Below are 18595 nucleotides of genomic sequence, written 5' to 3' on the forward strand. Positions count from 1 at the left end.
GAGTGAAACGAGGCTGCGATCTTTTGATCTGGTTTTTTGAGATCAAGGTCAAAAGATCGCAGCCTTCGGCAGCTCCTACTTGGTGGGGGTGAAGGTCTGGATGAAGTGGTGGATCAGTGGCGTGGGGGATTGGCGGTAGGCGAGGGCGACGGTGCTTTGGCAGTCGGGATCGCTCAGCGGCAGAAAGCGTACGCCGCTCGGGGCGATGTCTTGCATGGATTCCGGCAGCAGGGCGATGCCGAATCCGCCTTGAATCAATTGTAACTGTGTCGTTTTGCGCGACATCACCCGCGCCGCTTTCGGGAAGAAACCCTGGCGCATGCACAGGTCGGCACACAGATAACTCAAGCCGCCGCGTTGCGGGTGCGGGACCGAGATGAACGCTTCGTCCTGCAACTGTGCCAGTTCGACGGTATTGCACGCCGTCAGTCGATGATCGGCCGGCACCGCCAGCAGCAAGCGTTCGGTGAACAGCGGCACGAGCTGAATGCCTTCGCGCTGACGCAGCACGGGCAGGCGCAGCAAGCCGACATCGAGTCGGCCCTCGGCCAGTTCTTCAAGCTGTGCTTCGGAAGACAATTTGCCGATATCCAGCGATACGCCGGGCTGCTGCTCAAGATAGGCGCCGATATCACGGAGCAAGCGGCCGCTGATCGACACGGTGCTCGAATGACTCAAGCGCAACGTGCCGAGTTGGCCATTGCCGACCTCGGTGGCCATGGCGCTGGCTTTACCCAATTCATTGAGCAGATTGCGCGCTCGCGGCAGAAACGCTTCGCCCGCCGCCGTCAGTCGGGGCTGGCGCGCGGTACGTTCGAACAGCGGGGTTTGCAGGCGGGTTTCCATGTCTTTGATCTGTCGGCTCAGAGCCGACTGCGCGATAAACAAACGCTCGGCGGCCGCACTGAAGCTGCCGCATTCGGCGATCTCCACGAAGTAGCGCAATTGACGGGTTGAGAGCACCAGGTATGCCTTTTCGAGATGAGTGGGCGGCTTTGAAGATATTAGTCGCAATGCTCGGCGCTGGCTAAAGTCATCTCAGGCTAATAAAGGATGTGCAGCGATGAGCGTGGTGGGGTTGTTGAGTGAATGGTCGTGGGGCATTGAGGGCTGGCTGGTCATCGGGCTCGGCATCGTGCTGGCGTACATCGTGTTCGGTATTGCCGGGTTTGGCACCGCGCTGGTGGCGGGGCCGGTGCTGATTCTGTTCATGCCGTTGTCGAAGATCGTGCCGCTGCTGGTGTTGCTGGATTTCGTCGCGGCGTTCGGCAATCTGCTGCCGTCGCGGCGCGATGTCGCTAAGCCGGAGTTGTTGCGGCTGCTGCCGTGCATGGCGGTGGGGTGTACGTTGGGGGTGATTTTTCTGCTCAACCTCAAATCCGACCTGCTGTTGCTGTTGATGGGGCTGTTTATCAGCGCTTATGCGATTTACAGCTTGTGGGTGAAAGCGCGGCCGACGCAGCTGTTGGCGGCGTGGGCGCTGCCGATGGGCACGGTCGGCGGTTTGTTTGGTGCGCTGTTTGGCAGCGGCGGCTTTTTATATGCGATTTATCTCAACAGCCGATTGCCGAAAGAAGCGGCGCGGGCCACGCAAAGTGCACTGATCAGTTGCAGCACGGTGGTGCGTTTGAGCCTGTTTGCCATCGCCGGTGTGTATGCCGAGCTACCCTTGTTGATGTTGGCGCTGTGTCTGTTGCCGGCCATGGCGTTGGGGTTGTGGATCGGGCGGCGGTTGACCATGCGTTTGTCGCGCGAGGCGTTTGTGCGGCTGGTGACGTGGCTGGTGCTGGCGAGCGGGATTGCGCTGATCGGGCGCTACCTCAGCACTTGACCGGATTTCGTCAGGGATTAAGCTGCCGGCCGCACTGACGCCATCGCGGGCAAGCCCGCTCCCACAGGTCTCTCTGTACACAACATTTGTGACCGGCCGAGATCCCCGTGGGAGCAAGGCTTGCCCGCGATGGCGGCGGAGCGAGCACCGCAGAAATTCCATTTGACGTCGCAGGCTGCACCATGAATTCGCAAAGCATCATCGTCCCGAAAATCTCCACCCTGCCGGTCCACGAACCCCGGGCCCGGGCGATCGTGCGCTGGCTGGTGCGCAAGAACATCGTCAAGGAAGAGCTGAGCACCTGTGGCCGTACCGGCAACCGCATGGCTTATGCGATTGCCGACGGCGCGCGTGCCGTGGTGCTGCACCCGCAGGCGTTGCCGTTCGGCGAGCCGATCAATGGTCTGGAAATTGTCACCAAGCGCTGCATCTACACCCCGGCCAAAGGTTTTCTTGAAGAGGCCGGCTGCGCCGAGTGTCGCCGCGAGATTGGTGAGGCACTGTTCGAAAGCCTGGAAGACTGGATGCCCGGGCGCACCGACAACTTCACCTGCCCGGAATGCGGTCACGAAGACGACATCAACGGTTTCCTGTATTTGCAGGAGTGTGGTTTTTCCAACCTGGGGTTCATCTTCAACAACTGGCTCGAAGCCGGCTTCAAACAAAGCTTCCTCGACGAATTCGCCGACTGGCTCGACCTGCCCGTCAGTTGGGTAAAAGTAGAACTCTGACCTTCAAACATCCCCTGTAGGAGCTGCCGAAGGCTGCGATCTTTTGATCTGGCTTTTAACAAACAAACGTCAAAAGATCGCAGCCTGCGGCAGCTCCTACAGGGAGCGGTTTTTCCGTATATCAATTAGGCTGAGTTTTACGTTGAACAGCAGGGGGTGTCTGACTATAATGGCGCGCTTCCATTTTCCCGCTCGGGAGCCCCCGCGATGCTGCGTATCAGCCAAGAAGCTCTGACATTCGACGACATTCTCCTAGTGCCTGGTTATTCCGAGGTGCTTCCTAACGAAGTCAGTCTCAAGACCCGCCTAACCCGTGGCATCGAGCTGAATATTCCTCTGGTTTCTGCCGCAATGGACACCGTCACTGAAGCCCGTCTGGCAATCGCCATGGCTCAGGAAGGTGGCATTGGCATTATCCACAAGAACATGACCATCGAGCAGCAAGCTGCCGAAGTTCGCAAGGTCAAGCGTTACGAAGCCGGTGTAGTCAAGGACCCAATCACCATCGAGGCCGATGCCACGGTGCGTGAACTGTTCGAACTGACCCGTCTGCACAACATTTCCGGCGTTCCGGTACTGCACGATGGCGACCTGGTCGGCATCGTCACTTCCCGTGACGTGCGTTTCGAAAACCGTCTGGAAGCCACCGTCCGTGAAGTGATGACGCCTAAAGAGCGTCTGGTCACGGTCAAGGAAGGTGCTGACAAGAACGACGTTCGCGAGTTGCTGCACAAAAACCGCATCGAACGCGTTCTGATCGTCGACGACAAATTTGCCCTCAAAGGCATGATGACCGTCAACGATATCGAAAAAGCCAAAGCCTACCCGCTGGCCAGCAAGGACGATCAAGGTCGTCTGCGCGTTGGCGCTGCTGTCGGTACCGGTAAAGACACCGGTGACCGCGTCGCCGCGCTGGTGGCTGCTGGCGTTGACGTGGTGGTAGTCGATACCGCTCACGGTCACTCCAAAGGCGTGATCGACCGCGTTCGCTGGGTCAAAGAGAATTTCCCTGAAGTGCAGGTGATCGGCGGCAACATCGCCACCGGCGCCGCTGCCAAGGCTCTGGCCGAAGCAGGCGCTGACGCAGTCAAGGTCGGTATCGGCCCTGGCTCGATCTGCACCACCCGTATCGTCGCCGGTGTCGGCGTCCCGCAAATCAGTGCCATCGCCAACGTTGCTGCTGCCCTCGAAGGCACCGGCGTTCCGTTGATCGCCGACGGCGGCATCCGTTTCTCCGGTGACCTGTCCAAGGCCATCGTAGCCGGTGCCTCCTGCGTGATGATGGGCTCGATGTTCGCCGGTACTGAAGAAGCGCCGGGCGAAATCGAACTGTTCCAGGGCCGTTCGTACAAGGCGTATCGCGGTATGGGTTCGCTGGGCGCCATGTCCCAGGCTCAAGGTTCTTCCGACCGTTACTTCCAGGACTCCTCGGCAGGCGCCGAGAAACTCGTTCCGGAAGGCATCGAAGGCCGCGTGCCTTACAAAGGCACCCTGAGCGCGATCATTCACCAACTGATGGGCGGTCTGCGTTCCTCGATGGGTTACACCGGCAGCGCCAACATCGAAGAAATGCGCACCAAGCCAGAGTTCGTGCGGATCACCGGTGCCGGCATGGCCGAATCCCACGTTCACGACGTGCAGATCACCAAAGAAGCGCCAAACTACCGCGTAGGTTGATGCTTCAAGCAAATCGTTAAGCAACCGGGGCTGTTTTATTCAGCCCCGAGTTGTTTCTGTATCACGACTGTTTCTGAATGACTTAGACGAGACTGAATCATGGCCCTCGATATTCACGCTCACCGCATCCTGATCCTCGACTTCGGCTCGCAATACACCCAACTGATCGCCCGCCGCGTGCGCGAGATCGGTGTGTACTGCGAACTGCACCCGTTCGACATGGACGAAGATGCGATCCGCGAATTCGCTCCTAAAGGCGTCATCCTCGCCGGTGGCCCCGAGTCCGTGCACGTTGCCGACAGCCCGCGCTGCCCACAGGCAGTGTTCGATCTGGGCGTACCGGTCTTCGGTATCTGCTACGGCATGCAGACCATGGCCGAGCAACTGGGCGGCAAGGTTGAAGGTTCCGAACTGCGTGAGTTCGGTTACGCCCGCGTTGACGTGGTCGGCAAGAGCCGTCTGCTCGACGGCATCGAAGACCACATCGACGCTGACGGCCTGTTCGGCCTCGACGTGTGGATGAGCCACGGTGACAAAGTCACCAAGATGCCACAAGACTTCCACATCCTGGCCAGCACCCCAAGCTGCCCGATCGCCGGCATGTTCAACGACGACCGTGGCTACTACGGCGTGCAGTTCCACCCGGAAGTGACTCACACCAAGCAGGGCGGTCGCATCCTGTCGCGCTTCGTTCTCGACATCTGCGGCTGTGAAGCCTTGTGGACGCCGTCGAAGATCGCTGAAGACGCCATCGCCAACATCCGCGCACAAGTCGGTACCGACAACGTGCTGCTGGGTCTGTCCGGCGGCGTTGACTCCTCGGTGGTTGCCGCGCTGCTGCACAAAGCCATTGGCGACCAACTGACCTGCGTCTTCGTCGACAACGGCCTGCTGCGTCTGCACGAAGGCGAGCAAGTGATGGCCATGTTCGCCGAGAACATGGGCGTCAAGGTGATCCGCGCCAACGCTGAAGAGCAGTTCCTGAACAACCTGGCCGGCGAAGCCGATCCAGAGAAGAAGCGCAAGATCATCGGTCGCACCTTCATCGACGTATTCGATGCCCAGTCGAACAAGCTGGACAACATCAAGTACCTCGCTCAGGGCACCATCTACCCGGACGTGATCGAGTCGGCTGGCGCGAAAAGCGGCAAGGCCCACGTGATCAAGTCGCACCACAACGTGGGCGGCCTGCCGGAAGAGATGAACCTGAAACTGGTCGAGCCACTGCGCGAACTGTTCAAGGACGAAGTCCGCCGTCTGGGCCTGGAACTCGGCCTGCCGTACGACATGGTTTACCGTCACCCGTTCCCGGGCCCGGGCCTGGGCGTGCGTATCCTTGGTGAAGTGAAAAAGGAATACGCCGACCTGCTGCGTCGTGCCGACCACATCTTCATCGAAGAACTGCGCAAAGCCGACTGGTACCACAAAGTCAGCCAAGCCTTTGTCGTGTTCCAGCCAGTGAAATCGGTTGGAGTTGTTGGTGATGGCCGTCGTTACGCCTGGGTGGTTGCCCTGCGTGCCGTAGAAACCATCGACTTCATGACCGCGCGTTGGGCGCACCTGCCTTACGAACTGCTGGAAACCGTCTCCGGCCGCATCATCAATGAAATCGAAGGCATTTCGCGCGTTACTTATGACGTGTCGAGCAAGCCGCCTGCGACGATTGAGTGGGAATAATCCCGGTCTGATTGATCGGTTTTAACCCCGAAAGCCCCGTGAACGCGAGTTCACGGGGCTTTTTTACGTCAGCTGATTTTTATTGGTTTGAAACCCATGAGCCTTAAGGCTGCCGATAGCTCCACAAGGCTCGAATAGCGTCGACCACTGATGGGCCAGCTCGGGCGTTCGACGGTGTACAAGCCGCCCTTGTTGAGGATCGGCGTTCGCACGATGCTGCCATCGCTGCTGCGATGAATCAGCGTGGCGACGTCGTCGATGTTCATCACGGTGCAGTCGCCGTGATTGATCAGCGCCTTCTCCAGCGAATCAGCCAGTTTGACGCTGGCGGGTGTGTCGATTTGCAGGCGCAGGTCGCTTTTGACCAGCGACAGCGGGCGGGCGAATTCGTCGGTCGGGATGCGTCCGGGATCCGCCTCGATGCCTCGGGCTGTGCCGGCCGGGGTGCTTTCGATGCGCAGGCCGATGCCGCCTTCCAGCTCGCTCAAGCCCGGGACGCCTTCCCAGGTGTTGGCATGACTGTCGCCCACCAAGGCCACCCAGCGGTGTGCGCCACGGATGGTCTGATCCGCCGTGATGACTTCATGAGAGAAGAAATTCATCATCTTCTGGCGGAAGGTGTTTCTGTCGGCGCCGCTCATGCCGGTGCTGCGATAGCTGGCCAGACAATCGATCGACTGGATGCGGATATGGTTTTGCTGTGCGGTCTTCGCCAGATTGAGGAAGCTGTACTCGCCACTCGGGTCGGTTTTGAAGCCTAGATCCAGAGTTTTGAAATAGCTTTCCAGCGTCTGCGACATCTTCCCTGTGCGATTGAAAACATCCAGATCGGCCTGATGAAAGTCCGTCAGAACATGTTCCAGATACAGGGTTTTGACTTTCTGTTTGCTGAGCACCGCCATGTTTTCGATCAGAAACTGTTTGCTGGCAACGCTGGAGTGGTTTTCACCAATCACCAGTCCGGAGGTGGATTTGTAGAGTTTCTTGATGATGTCTTTCGGCGCCAGTTTTTGCGGCAGGATAGGGATCTCGGGTCTCGCTGGTAGCTGAGGTGACTCCATCAATGCAATGGCATCGCGGTAAAGCGTTTGGCGCATGGCTTTGAAATCGGCAATTGGATTCGTACCGTCAGCTTTTGGCAGACTGGCCATGTAGTCCTTGAGGTCGTATTTGGTGCCGCCGCCCTGTGCGATTTCATTGAGGGCATCGCGTGAAGCGGGCGGAATGTCGTAAGCCGTTGGCGGGCTGTCCAAATCAGGCAGTGAAGTACGTGCGCGGCCCCATGGCCATATTCCGATGCACTTGCCGCCACCCATCAGACCCGGGCGGTTGATCGGTTGCCATTCGCCAGCTTCATCCAGTCGAATCGGCAGACTGCGATAAAACGAGTAAGGATTGGCCGGATCGATGATTGCCCAGCTCTTCAGTTCCTTGATGTAACGCACGAGGTAAAAGCTGTCGTTGATCAGTACGTAATGCCCGCCCCCCGGGGGGTGATAGATTCCCTGAAACTGGCCTTCTTGCGCGACTGGCGATAATCCGTCCAACACCTCATTGGTTTCGAACGAGTCCAGCAGATCTGCGCCTTGCTGCGCGTAAGCGGGTCCGGGGGCAAAGCGGGCAATCAGTGGGGCATCCGCAGCGTCTTCCGATGGCTCGGGTTCGGCGAACTCATCCTGCACATTGAACGTTTCACTCGCTTCGCCGACTTCCGACAGTTCGGCCGCGCCACGTAAATAAGGAAGGTTGAACAGCACATCGATACCGCTGGCAATCGCTCCGATCACCCCGGCTTTGCGATCCGCCTTGCTGGTGCCGTTGATCGCTTGATCGATGTTCATGCCCATGTCCGCCAAGCCTGCGCCAACAACCGCCAGCGCTGCGGGCCAGCCGATCGCGGCCATTGAGCCGAACACTCGAAGAAAAGCATTCAGGTAGCCGATCCACATCTTCTTGCGCAGCTCGCCGTTGGAGTGGAGCGAAAGGTCGGCGTCACTCTGCATACGCGCCTTGACCGAGTCGCGCAGCCAACTGAAAGCATCGCCGGTGATCGCTGTGGTGTTCTGATTGATCAGGTGGTGATCGCTTTTGCCCCACGTCGAGTAAAGCAAGTCGATCATCGCATTCAGTCCGATATTGCCGTCGTCTTGTTGCTGGGCCGCCAACGGAAAATGCGCCATAAAGTGTGCGCGATTTTCCGCATGGTTGTTTTGCATCAGCAGCCACCAGTGCAGATCGGATTCGCTGGCGAGAATATGGAAGCAGTCGAGTTCACCGGGGGTGTAGAGAATCTGCGCGCCGTTGCTGTCGCTGATGCACAGAATGTCCGTTGCGCTGTAGCCGCCGATATTCAGCGCGCACACACGCAGACCTTCAGCGACCGGTGTTTCAGTTTGCAAATAAGCCCGCGAGACCGGCCAGGCGATATCGCTCGCGACAGCCTTGATCAGCGTCTTCAGATTTTCATTATTCAGCCGCTCGCCATCGTGTTCATCGAGGGCCTTGGCGAGGAAATTCAGTTTGGCCAGCGTGCGGAAGTCGTCTGAGTGCAGCGCCCAGAACTGCTGCATTTTCGTTCGATAGAGCTCGCTGAAGTTGATCGACCACAGGTCTTTCAAGACTTCGCTGGGGCGCAGGCGGACTTCATTGGTCTCGTTGTAAATCGTTGCGTCCGCACCTTCGCGGTAGAAGCCGCCATAGCCGTCGAGTAAGTCGGCATTGTCCTGATCGTGGGCGTGAAAGCGTTTTACCACCAGCTCCGCCAGCGTCAGCGATTCCGAAGGTTTCGGGTAATGCTCCCATCCCAGAAAGGCCTTGTCGCTGCTGACCGAGGTGTTGTTGAAGCGATGCCACCAGATATTTTCGGGGTCGATGTCTGTGATGCCGTACTTGTCGAGAAGGCCTTGGGCGGCTTCGTGGGCCATGTCGTGCAAGTCGGGGCAAGCCTCGGTAAACGGCAGCACCAGCGCTTGCAGAGACTGTTCATCCGCCGGGTTCGGCAGCAGTGACGGGGGCAGGGTTACAGAAATGTTCACTTCTCGCTCCTTGAGAAATGGTGGAAAAAAACTGATCACCACTATGGTCTTTTCATAGGGCCGAATCTGTAGGGCTCAGGCCATTTCAAGGTAACGAAAGAGGACAGGACCTGTAAGAAACCGCCCCCGCACAGGTGGCGAACCTGTGTCGCATTGCCACGCCGGCCTTACTGTTTCGCAGTTGCGGGTGTATCGTATTCGCCTTTTAACGGGCCCCCGGGCCTGTCGCTGATACGTGAGGTAGTTGAGTTCATGTCCTTTACCCGTCGCCAAATCCTCGGTGGCCTGGCCGGTCTTGTTGTCGTTGGTGTCGGGGCGGGGGGCGCGTCGCGTTACTGGCTGGGCAAGATGGCCGACGCTGAGGCTGGCCACGATTACGAGCTGATCGCTGCGCCGCTGGACGTTGAGCTGGTGCCAGGGCACAAGACCGAGGCGTGGGCGTTCGGCCCGTCAGCGCCGGGCACCGAACTGCGCGTGCGTCAGGGCGAATGGCTGCGGGTGCGCTTCATCAACCACTTGCCGGTGGCGACCACCATCCACTGGCACGGCATCCGTCTGCCGCTGGAGATGGACGGCGTGCCGTACGTGTCGCAACTGCCGGTGCTTCCCGGTGAATACTTTGATTACAAATTCCGCGTGCCGGATGCCGGCAGCTACTGGTATCACCCGCACGTCAGCAGCAGCGAAGAGTTGGGGCGCGGGCTGGTCGGGCCGCTGATCATCGAAGAGCGCGAGCCGACCGGTTTCGTCTACGAAAAGACCCTGAGCCTGAAGAATTGGCACATCGATGACGCAGGCAATTTCGTCGAATTCAGCATCCCGCGTGAAGCGGCGCGCGGCGGTACGGCGGGGCGTCTTTCGACGATCAATGGCGTGCCGACGCCGGTGATTGAATTGCCGGCGGGGCAGATCACCCGCGTACGCTTGCTCAATCTCGATAACACCCTGACCTATCGCATCAATATTCCCGGCGTCGAGGCGAAGATCTACGCACTGGACGGCAATCCGGTCGAGCCACGACCATTGGGCAAGGAATACTGGCTCGGCCCCGGCATGCGTATTTGCCTGGCGATCAAGGCACCGGCGGCCGGCGAAGAATTATCGCTGCGTAATGGCCCCGTACGTCTCGGCACACTGCGTTCGGTGGCCAATACCGACGCGCCGACCGACTGGCCAAAAACGCTGCCGGCCAACCCGGTGGCCGAGCCGGACCTGGCCAATGCCGAGAAACTCAACTTCAATTTCGAATGGGTCGGTTCGGTGTCGGTCGATGTCGACAACGGGCGCCCGCCGAGCCTTTGGCAGATCAACGGCAAGGCTTGGGACATCACCGACAAGACGTGTGCTGATCGGCCAATCGCCAGCCTGAAATTGGGGCAGAGCTATATTTTCGAATTGAAAAACATGACCCAGTATCAGCACCCGATCCACCTGCACGGCATGAGCTTTAAAGTGTTGTCGTCGAACCGGCACAAGGTCATTCCGTATTTCACCGACACCTATCTGCTGGGCAAGAACGAGCGCGCGCAAGTGGCGCTGGTGGCCGATAATCCGGGGGTGTGGATGTTCCACTGCCATGTGATCGACCACATGGAAACCGGCCTGATGGCCGCCATCGAGGTGAAGTGATGCGCCAGATTCGCCCCGCAGCGATCATCGACCGCAGCCGCGACCGCGATTTCATGCGCGAAGCCCTGGCCCTTGCCGCGCAAGGTGCAGCGCTCGGCGAAGTGCCGGTAGGCGCGGTGCTGGTGCAGGATGGCGAGATTATCGGGCGTGGGTTTAATTGCCCGATCAGTGCCAGCGACCCGAGTGCGCATGCCGAAATGGTCGCGATTCGTGCGGCCGCGCAGGCGGTGGATAACTATCGGCTGCCGGGCAGCACGCTGTATGTGACGCTGGAACCGTGCAGCATGTGCGCGGGGTTGATCGTGCATTCGCGGGTGGCGCGCGTGGTGTATGGGGCGCTGGAGCCGAAGGCGGGGATTGTGCAGAGTCAGGGGCAGTTTTTTACCCAGGGCTTTTTGAATCACCGGGTGTTGTATGAAGGCGGGGTGTTGGCGGAGGAGTGTGGTGCGGTGCTGACTGAATTCTTCCGCGCCCGCCGAGCAAAAAGCCCCTCACCCTAACCCTCTCCCAGAGGGAGAGGGGACTGACCGGGTTGGATGGTCGAGATCTGCCGACCTGAGTTATCGAGCCGAACTCAAGTTTCGAAAAGCCCAAAGATCGGCTCCCTCTCCCAGAGGGAGAGGGGACTGACCGGTTGGATGGTCGAGATCTGCCGACCTGAGTTATCGAGCCGAACCCAAGTTTCGAAAAGCCCAAAGATCGGCTCCCTCTCCCAGAGGGAGAGGGTACTGACCGGGTTGGATGGTCGAGATCTGCCGACCTGAGTTATCGAGTCGAACTCAAGTTTCGAAAAGCCCAAAGATCGGCTCCCTCTCCCAGAGGGAGAGGGTACTGACCGGGTTGGATGGTCGAGATCCGCCGACTTGAGTTATCGAGCCGAACCCAAGTTTCGAAAAGCCCAAAGATCGGCTCCCTCTCCTTGGGGAGAGGGCTGGGGTGAGGGGTGAATTCACCGCGGTGTTTGAGAGGTCGGGTTACTTCTTGGCGACGATCACGGCACGCATCGGCGCCGGCAGGCCTTCGATGGTTTTGCTGTGGTCTTCGGGATCAAGGAAGTCGCTCAACGACTGATACTTCATCCACTCCGTACCGCGCTGCTCTTCAATCGTTGTGGTGCTGACGTCCACGCAACGAATGTCGGTAAACCCCGCACGCCGCAACCACAATTCCAGCGCCGGCACCGACGGCAGGAACCAGACGTTACGCATCTGCGCATAACGGTCTTCCGGCACTAGCACCTGATGCTTGTCGCCTTCCACTACCAGCGTTTCCAGCACCAGTTCGCCACCCTTGACCAGGCAGTCCTTGAGCGCCAGCAAATGTTCGATCGGCGAGCGACGGTGATAGAACACGCCCATCGAAAACACCGTGTCGAAACCTTCCAGATTCGCCGGCAAGTCTTCAAACGGGAACGGCAGGTGCCAGGCATTCGGCTCTGACAGATAGCGCTGTACTGCCTGGAACTGGCAAAAGAACAGCCAGTTCGGATCAACGCCAATCACACTGTCTGCACCCGCGCCGAGCATGCGCCACATGTAGTAACCGTTACCGCAGCCGACATCGAGGATGCGTTTGCCCTTAAGGTCCAGATGCGGAGCGACGCGTGACCACTTCCAGTCCGAACGCCATTCAGTGTCGACGTGCACACCAAACAAGTCGAACGGCCCCTTGCGCCACGGCGACAAGCCCATCAATGCGCTACGCATCTGCGCGCGGGTTTCATCATCGCAATCGGTGTCGAGCTTCAGGCCGTTGAGCAGGTCGACTTCACTCGGCTGGATCTTCGGCAAGGCGTCCAGCGCACTTTGCCAGCGCTCCAGGTCGCCGTGACCTTTCTCCATTTTCTGGTCGAGTTGACGCTGCAGGGTGTTAGCCCATTCAGCCAGCGGCGTGCCAGCCAGACGGCGGGCGAGGGGGGACAGATCAATCATGGCAAGGCAATCAACGAGGCAAAGTTAAGACACTGGAACCACGGCACGACTTTCGAGAAACCGGCGGCCAACAGGCGTTCACGGTGTTCTTCGAGGCTGTCGGGCTTCATGACGTTTTCGATGGCGCTGCGCTTCTGGGCGATTTCCAGTTCGCTGTAGCCGTTGGCGCGTTTAAAGGCGACGTGCAGATCAGTGAGCAGCGCGTGCTCTTCGGTATCGTTGAAACGCAGCTTTTCCGAGAGAATCAGCGCGCCACCCGGCAGCAACGAATGACGGATGCGCGAGAGCAACGCGGTGCGTTGATCCGGGGCGATGAATTGCAGGGTGAAGTTCAGCGCCACCACCGAGGCGGGCTGGAAGTCGAGGGCGAGGATGTCGCCTTCGATCACTTCGACGGGCAGCAACTCCTGAAACATCGAGTCCTGACCGTTGAGGTACTCGCGGCAACGCTCGACCATGGCGGCGGAGTTATCCACCGCGATCACCCGGCAACCGTCGGTGCGCACGTGACGGCGCAGGGCTTGAGTGACAGCGCCCAGCGAGGAGCCGAGGTCGTAGAGCACGCTGTGCGGCTGAGCGAACTGCGCGGCGAGTACGCCGAGGTTTTCGACGATGGTCGGGTAACCCGGCACCGAGCGCTTGATCATGTCCGGGAACACCCGCACCACGTCCTCGTTGAAGGCGAAGTCGGGTACCTGGGCCAAGGGCTTGGCGAAAATGCGATCGGGTTCTTTGCTCACGGCGGTGTCCGGCGATGTCGGTGGAAAGGCCGGCATTTTAGCCAAACTGGCGCGGGGATGCTTGGGTTGTCTGATAAAGCGTGAAATGGCTGAAAAAAAGTGATTGGCCAAACTCAAAGATGAGACTTGGCCAATCATTGTTAAATGCGATTTACTCGAAATTCATTAATACGAGAAAGTCGGATGCACCCTTGACATGCAGTTCCCGATTACGTTGGTCGACGCCTTTGAAATCAAAGCTGATTTTGTACTGTAATTTTTCGGAACTGACGTCAGCTAGCTCAACAGTGAAAGTACCGCTATTCGCGTGATATTCGTAAGACTGAACGGAACCGAACCGAGTGCCCGTTTCAAAATAATAGGCACTGCGGAAAGGGAAGTTAGAGTCGGTAACGGCGTAATTGCCTTTCTGAATGTTTTTATTTAATACCAGTACCAAACCTTTTTTACTTCCTCGTGAGTAATCCGAAGCATTCGCGCGAGTCACCAGAGCGATATTTTCGGTATCGCAGGGGTCGATCTCGTACGCGACAATCTGGCTTTCAAATTTGACCCGACCTGAAACTGTGGCAACTGTTTCAGCGCTGACGGTGATGAAAGGTTCTACGGCGTTAGCAGAAATCGTATTGTTGTTTTTGAAAAAGCTCATGAGGATCGTCCTTGTTTTACATGGGTGGTTAGGTAGGGCCACTGAATACTAAGGACGGTTGAAGATCCTGGATACTGTCAGGTTTGACAGGTTTTTATAATATTTCGAGATGGGTAGCTGCCGGGTTATTCATTCCGAGCATTAATACTTACTTTATTGAATGCCGACGCCGCAATCCCCCATTGTCCCAACCAATAACTGAGAATAATCACATACGGCGCAGCGGAGAGCGGCGAAACAAATCGGTTGATCCCGATCACACTGTCAGAAAAAACAAATGCCAGCGCACCGGCAGCCGCCAACAATGCCGAGCGTTTCGGCACGTCGGTGCCCAGCCGGGCCAATGCGCGCCAGAGCATGGCGCTGATGGCTGTGCCGTAGACGATCACCGGCACCAGCAACGGGCCAAGTCCATTGGATAGCAGAATTCCCAGCAGCACCGCGCCTACACCCACGGCCAGCAGCAGTGGCAGCCATGCCAGGCGCCGGCAATCGCTCAAATAGGCCTTGAGATATGCCAGATGCGCGACCAGAAACGCGCCGAGCCCGAACACAAACAGATCGCCGGGCCACGCCAGCAGCACGTCGCCGAGCAGAGAGAAAATCAGGCCGAGGCTGATCCAGCGCCGATAGTCGCTGGGCGGTGCATCGTGTAACCAGCCGAGCAACGCCAGTACCGGCAACGGTTTGACCAACAGACAAAGCAGCGCTGCGTGCGTGCTGACACCGTAAAGAAAGGTCACCGCGCCCATCAGCGCCAGAATCAGCCAGCCCACGATCAGTTCACCGAAATGGCGCAGTCAAAGGTCTCCACCGGCAACACTTCCGGTGCCCATGGTTGCTGCGAGGTCAGACGCAGACGCCCGGTGCCAGGAGCGAACGCTTGAAAGCGCCAGGTGGAGAGTCCGGCCGCGCCGACCACACCGGCGTCCTCCGGATTGCTGTACACCTCGGGGCTCAGTGCGCGCAGCACGCCACCGGCCGAGTCCTGAATGGCCCAGCGATAACCGGTGGTTGGATTGCTTGGCAACATGACGATCAGGTTTTGCCCGTTGGTCAGCCGCACCGGGCATTCGCTCTGTTTTTCCACGGTCACGTTGTGTTTCGGTTGGCTGGCGCAAGCGGCCAGCAACGAGAGGGCGAGGGGGACAAACAGGCGAGTGGGGGACATAAGGTCAGCGGCTCCGGGCGTTCACGACGAACGGCGAGCATAACTGAAGATGAGACAAAGTGTGACAGTTAGCAAGTCCAGTGTTGTCAGCACTGATGCCATCGCTGGCAAGCCAGCTCCCACAGGTTTCTCGTTTGAACACAAGATTGGTGAGCACCAATAAACATTGTGGGAGCTGGCTTGCCAGCGATAGAGGATTTACCGGCGAGGAAAATCAGATGTGATCACGGTATAACCAGATCAACTTCAATGTCCTCGGCGTGTGTATTAAATGTCAGTTTGAAATTCAACCGGTATTTCAGGTTGATGTTGTCGAGGGTGGAATTGAATGTACCCGCTTTAGCGTAGTCTTTTCCTGCCATGCTGAGATAGAAAACTTCTCTCAGCCTTTGGTCGGGCACAAACGTTTGCTCACCGTCAGGTGTGGATCGATCGATGACTAACTTGATCGATTGTCCTTCTCTGAATCCAAGCCTGTAGGAGCCTTCAATGATGATGTAAGTGCTCTGATTATCTACGGTGATAAGGTCCGTTTCAAAAAGCGGACTACCGTTTTTCGTTGCGATAAATGTTTTTTTGTCTTTTATTTCGTCGCAAGCTTCGTGCTGCCTCATGATGTTGTTCCTCTCATAAATTAAAGATTCATGCCGAGGAACGGTAAAGGAGCTGGCACGGGTTGGGTACTGTCAGCTCTGTCAGTTTTTAAACACTATTTGCAATTAAGATTACGTTTTAATGCCCTGCTGCGGACTTGTTACCTTCATCACGGGGAATCGCTATGCCCGTGACGAAGGTCATTAAATGATGACTTCTTAGAAAAGCACCTTCGCCACATCGGCAAACTTCTTCGCGAAATGCACGGTAATCCCTTCCTTCAGATAATCCGGCAGCTCCTCGAAGTTACCGCGGTTAGGCTCCGGCAAAATCAACTCGAAGATCTTCTGCCGCCGCGCCGCAATCACCTTCTCGCGCACCCCGCCAATCGGCAGTACATGCCCGGTCAACGTCAGTTCGCCGGTCATGGCCACGCCTTTTTTCGGCGGCTGATTACGTGCGAGCGAGAGCAGCGCACTGGCCATGGTCACACCGGCGCTCGGGCCGTCTTTCGGGGTGGCGCCTTCGGGTACGTGCAGGTGGACGAAGGCTTCGTCGAAGAACTTCGCGTCACCGCCAAACTGCTTCAGGTGCGAACTGACGTAGCTGTAGGCGATCTCCGCCGATTCCTTCATCACATCGCCGAGTTGCCCGGTGAGTTTGAAACCGCGATTGAGCGTGTGAATGCGCGTCGCTTCGATCGGCAACGTCGCGCCGCCCATGCTGGTCCAGGCCAGACCGGTAATCACACCGGTGCCGGACAGCACTTGTTCGTTGCGGAACACTGGATGACCCAGTGACGCTTCGAGGTCTTTCGGCCCGAGTTTGATCACCGCTTTCGGGTCGTCGATCAGCTTCATCACCGCTTTGCGCACTAGTTTACCCATCTGTTTTTCCAGCTGGCGCACGCCGGCTTCACGGGCGTAACCGTCAATCAGGGACTTGAGCGCGCTGTCGCTGATGCTCAGGCTGCCCTTGGACACGCCGGCCTTTTCCAGCAATTTCGGCCACAGGTGACGCTTGGCGATGGCGACTTTCTCTTCGGTGATGTAACCCGACAGGCGAATCACTTCCATCCGGTCCAGCAGCGGGCCGGGAATCGAATCGAGGGTGTTGGCGGTGCAGACGAACAGGACTTTCGACAAGTCCATGCGCAGGTCGAGGTAATGGTCGAGGAATTCGACGTTCTGTTCCGGGTCGAGGGTTTCCAGCAGCGCCGAGGCCGGGTCGCCCTGGTAGCTCTGGCCCATCTTGTCGATCTCGTCGAGCATGATCACCGGGTTCATCACTTCGACGTCTTTCAACGCCTGCACCAGTTTGCCCGGCTGCGCGCCGATGTAGGTGCGGCGATGGCCCTTGATCTCGGCTTCGTCGCGCATGCCGCCGAGGCTGAAGCGGTAGAACGGCCGGCCGAGGGATTCGGCGATGGATTTGCCGACGCTGGTTTTACCCACGCCCGGCGGGCCGACCAACAGCACGATGGAACCACTGATCTCGCCTTTATAAGCACCGACGGCGAGGAATTCGAGGATGCGATCCTTGATGTCATCAAGGCCGGCGTGGTGTTTGTCGAGAATTTTGCGCGCGTGCTTGAGGTCGAGTTTGTCCTCGCCATACACGCCCCACGGCACCGACGTCGCCCAGTCGAGGTAGTTGCGGGTGACCGCGTACTCCGGCGAGCCGGTTTCGAGGATCGACAGTTTGTTCATTTCCTCTTCGAGGCGTTTCTGCACCTGCGCGGGGAGGACTTTGCCTTCGAGGCGTTGTTCGAACTGTTCGAGGTCGGCGCTGCGGTCGTCCTTGGTCAGGCCGAGTTCCTGCTGGATGACCTTGAGTTGTTCCTTGAGGAAGAACTCGCGCTGATGCTCGCCGATCTTGCGGTTAACTTCCGCCGAGATCTCTTTTTGCAGGCGCGCGACTTCGACTTCCTTGCGCAGCATCGGCAGGACTTTTTCCATGCGCTTGAGCATCGGCACGCAGTCGAGTACTTCTTGCAGCTCGGGGCCAGTAGCGGAGGTCAGGGCGGCGGCGAAGTCGGTCAGCGGCGACGGGTCGTTGGGGCTGAAGCGGTTGAGGTAGTTTTTCAGCTCTTCGCTGTACAGCGGGTTGAGCGGCAGCAGTTCCTTGATCGCGTTGATCAGCGCCATGCCGTAAGCCTTGACCTCGTCGGTCGGCTCGGTCGGCTGGTGCGGGTATTCGACTTCAACCAGGTACGGTGGGCGGTGGTGTTTGAGCCAGGTTTTGATGCGTACGCGGCTCAGGCCTTGGGCGACGAACTGCAGTTTGCCGTTTTCACGGCTGGCGTGATGGACTTTGACCAGTGTGCCGTATTCGGGGAGGGCGCCGGTGTTGAAGTGGCGCGGGTCTTCCTGGGGCGTGTCCATGAAGAACAGAGCCAGGGAGTGGTGGTCGGATTTGCTGACCAGGTCGAGGGTTTCGGCCCAGGGTTCTTCGTTGACTATGACCGGCAGGACTTGGGCCGGGAAGAACGGGCGGTTGTGGATCGGGATGATGTAGACCTTGTCCGGCAGGTTTTGGCCTGGCAGGGCGAGGCCTTTGCCGGAGGAGGTGTGTTCGATGTGGTCGTCTTCGGTGTAGTCGTCGGGGTGATCGGGGAATTCTTGCTGGTCGCTCATGGGGCACCTGCGCAATGGGGTATGGGTCTTAGATGGGGCAGGCTTTCGGTGGTTTCAATGGTGGGCGATGTTTCTGCTTGTGTGTTCAGGGTTTTGACAGGGGTCACGCTTTGGACTTGGCGGCCTTTGGGCCGACCATGTTCTTGGGGGGTTGGGTGTATATCCGTTTTTTTTGTGATGGCGGATTGAGGTTTCGCCCTTACGGCGAGTCACCTTTTCCAAACGCCGAAAAGGTAACCGAAAAGGCTTTGCTCCTGCGTTCGGCCCGCTCGCTGGGGCTCGGGGTTCCTTCGC

General features: G+C 58.3%; 15 protein-coding genes. 6 read left to right on the plus strand and 9 right to left on the minus strand.

The features are described from left to right. Positions 1-75 precede the first annotated feature (75 nt). On the minus strand, positions 76-963 hold the full coding sequence (locus tag EJA70_RS29175) for a LysR family transcriptional regulator (protein ID WP_158835949.1): 888 nt from the start codon (positions 961-963) through the stop codon (positions 76-78). Positions 964-1063: 100 nt separating this feature from the next. Between EJA70_RS29175 and EJA70_RS29180 the strand changes: the two genes are divergently transcribed. The 4 genes from EJA70_RS29180 to guaA all read left to right on the plus strand — a co-directional run bounded on the left by EJA70_RS29180 (position 1064) and on the right by guaA (position 5916). Continuing rightward, positions 1064-1831 carry a sulfite exporter TauE/SafE family protein gene (locus EJA70_RS29180; protein WP_158835952.1) on the plus strand — a complete coding sequence of 256 codons (768 nt, stop codon included), beginning with the start codon at positions 1064-1066 and terminating at the stop codon, positions 1829-1831. Positions 1832-2013: 182 nt separating this feature from the next. Further along, the gene (locus EJA70_RS29185; protein WP_045123163.1) at positions 2014-2562 is read left to right on the plus strand and encodes a sugar ABC transporter ATPase; all 549 of its coding nucleotides are present in this window, start codon (positions 2014-2016) and stop codon (positions 2560-2562) included. 207 nt (positions 2563-2769) lie between these two features. Continuing rightward, positions 2770-4239 (plus strand): IMP dehydrogenase, encoded by a 1470-nt coding sequence (gene guaB, locus EJA70_RS29190; protein ID WP_158835955.1) that lies wholly within the window; start codon positions 2770-2772, stop codon positions 4237-4239. Positions 4240-4338: 99 nt separating this feature from the next. Further along, positions 4339-5916: a glutamine-hydrolyzing GMP synthase gene (gene guaA, locus EJA70_RS29195; RefSeq protein WP_008082511.1), complete on the plus strand. Its 1578-nt coding sequence runs from the start codon at positions 4339-4341 to the stop codon at positions 5914-5916. A gap of 68 nt (positions 5917-5984) precedes the next feature. Here the strand turns inward: guaA and EJA70_RS29200 are convergent, their stop codons facing one another. Next, positions 5985-8951 (minus strand): membrane-targeted effector domain-containing toxin, encoded by a 2967-nt coding sequence (locus tag EJA70_RS29200; RefSeq protein WP_158835958.1) that lies wholly within the window; start codon positions 8949-8951, stop codon positions 5985-5987. A 252-nt stretch (positions 8952-9203) separates the two neighbouring features. On the opposite strand from EJA70_RS29200, the gene EJA70_RS29205 reads away from it, so the two are divergent. Further along, positions 9204-10580: a multicopper oxidase family protein gene (locus EJA70_RS29205; protein WP_158835961.1), complete on the plus strand. Its 1377-nt coding sequence runs from the start codon at positions 9204-9206 to the stop codon at positions 10578-10580. After that, positions 10580-11080: a tRNA adenosine(34) deaminase TadA gene (gene tadA / locus EJA70_RS29210; protein ID WP_053123497.1), complete on the plus strand. Its 501-nt coding sequence runs from the start codon at positions 10580-10582 to the stop codon at positions 11078-11080. The genes EJA70_RS29205 and tadA overlap by 1 nt, the downstream gene beginning before the upstream one ends. Before the next feature lie 474 nt (positions 11081-11554). On the opposite strand, the gene cmoB is transcribed toward tadA, so the two are convergent. The 7 genes from cmoB to lon all read right to left on the minus strand — a co-directional run bounded on the left by cmoB (position 11555) and on the right by lon (position 18301). Beyond that, the gene (gene cmoB / locus EJA70_RS29215; RefSeq protein ID WP_158835964.1) at positions 11555-12511 is read right to left on the minus strand and encodes a tRNA 5-methoxyuridine(34)/uridine 5-oxyacetic acid(34) synthase CmoB; all 957 of its coding nucleotides are present in this window, start codon (positions 12509-12511) and stop codon (positions 11555-11557) included. Next, the gene (cmoA, locus tag EJA70_RS29220) at positions 12508-13287 is read right to left on the minus strand and encodes a carboxy-S-adenosyl-L-methionine synthase CmoA (RefSeq protein ID WP_178117031.1); all 780 of its coding nucleotides are present in this window, start codon (positions 13285-13287) and stop codon (positions 12508-12510) included. Before cmoA ends, cmoB begins: the two co-directional genes overlap by 4 nt. A gap of 115 nt (positions 13288-13402) precedes the next feature. Continuing rightward, a complete protein-coding gene (locus EJA70_RS29225) occupies positions 13403-13900 on the minus strand; it encodes a hypothetical protein (protein ID WP_158835970.1) in 498 nt (165 codons plus the stop codon). A gap of 125 nt (positions 13901-14025) precedes the next feature. Then, on the minus strand, positions 14026-14676 hold the full coding sequence (locus EJA70_RS29230) for a lysoplasmalogenase (protein ID WP_178117033.1): 651 nt from the start codon (positions 14674-14676) through the stop codon (positions 14026-14028). A 2-nt stretch (positions 14677-14678) separates the two neighbouring features. Next, complete coding sequence (locus EJA70_RS29235; RefSeq protein ID WP_008082494.1) at positions 14679-15071, minus strand: protease inhibitor I42 family protein; 393 nt, start codon at positions 15069-15071, stop codon at positions 14679-14681. Between the two features lie 224 nt (positions 15072-15295). Next, positions 15296-15685 carry a hypothetical protein gene (locus EJA70_RS29240; RefSeq protein ID WP_158835973.1) on the minus strand — a complete coding sequence of 130 codons (390 nt, stop codon included), beginning with the start codon at positions 15683-15685 and terminating at the stop codon, positions 15296-15298. Between the two features lie 198 nt (positions 15686-15883). Beyond that, positions 15884-18301 (minus strand): endopeptidase La, encoded by a 2418-nt coding sequence (gene lon, locus EJA70_RS29245; RefSeq protein ID WP_158835976.1) that lies wholly within the window; start codon positions 18299-18301, stop codon positions 15884-15886. Between the last annotated feature and the right edge of the window lie 294 nt (positions 18302-18595).

It is taken from the genome of Pseudomonas sp. PB103 (assembly GCF_009764635.1).
Lineage (GTDB): Bacteria > Pseudomonadota > Gammaproteobacteria > Pseudomonadales > Pseudomonadaceae > Aquipseudomonas.

Excerpts from the sequence above, each read along its gene's own strand:
- EJA70_RS29180 (WP_158835952.1), top strand. The coding sequence starts at position 1,064 with ATGAGCGTGGTGGGGTTGTTGAGTGAATGGTCGTGGGGCATTGAGGGC.
- EJA70_RS29185 (WP_045123163.1), top strand. The coding sequence starts at position 2,014 with ATGAATTCGCAAAGCATCATCGTCCCGAAAATCTCCACCCTGCCGGTC.
- guaB (WP_158835955.1), top strand. The coding sequence starts at position 2,770 with ATGCTGCGTATCAGCCAAGAAGCTCTGACATTCGACGACATTCTCCTA.
- guaA (WP_008082511.1), top strand. The coding sequence starts at position 4,339 with ATGGCCCTCGATATTCACGCTCACCGCATCCTGATCCTCGACTTCGGC.
- EJA70_RS29205 (WP_158835961.1), top strand. The coding sequence starts at position 9,204 with ATGTCCTTTACCCGTCGCCAAATCCTCGGTGGCCTGGCCGGTCTTGTT.
- tadA (WP_053123497.1), top strand. The coding sequence starts at position 10,580 with ATGCGCCAGATTCGCCCCGCAGCGATCATCGACCGCAGCCGCGACCGC.
- cmoB (WP_158835964.1), bottom strand. The coding sequence starts at position 12,511 with ATGATTGATCTGTCCCCCCTCGCCCGCCGTCTGGCTGGCACGCCGCTG.
- cmoA (WP_178117031.1), bottom strand. The coding sequence starts at position 13,287 with ATGCCGGCCTTTCCACCGACATCGCCGGACACCGCCGTGAGCAAAGAA.
- EJA70_RS29225 (WP_158835970.1), bottom strand. The coding sequence starts at position 13,900 with ATGAGCTTTTTCAAAAACAACAATACGATTTCTGCTAACGCCGTAGAA.
- EJA70_RS29235 (WP_008082494.1), bottom strand. The coding sequence starts at position 15,071 with ATGTCCCCCACTCGCCTGTTTGTCCCCCTCGCCCTCTCGTTGCTGGCC.
- EJA70_RS29240 (WP_158835973.1), bottom strand. The coding sequence starts at position 15,685 with ATGAGGCAGCACGAAGCTTGCGACGAAATAAAAGACAAAAAAACATTT.
- lon (WP_158835976.1), bottom strand. The coding sequence starts at position 18,301 with ATGAGCGACCAGCAAGAATTCCCCGATCACCCCGACGACTACACCGAA.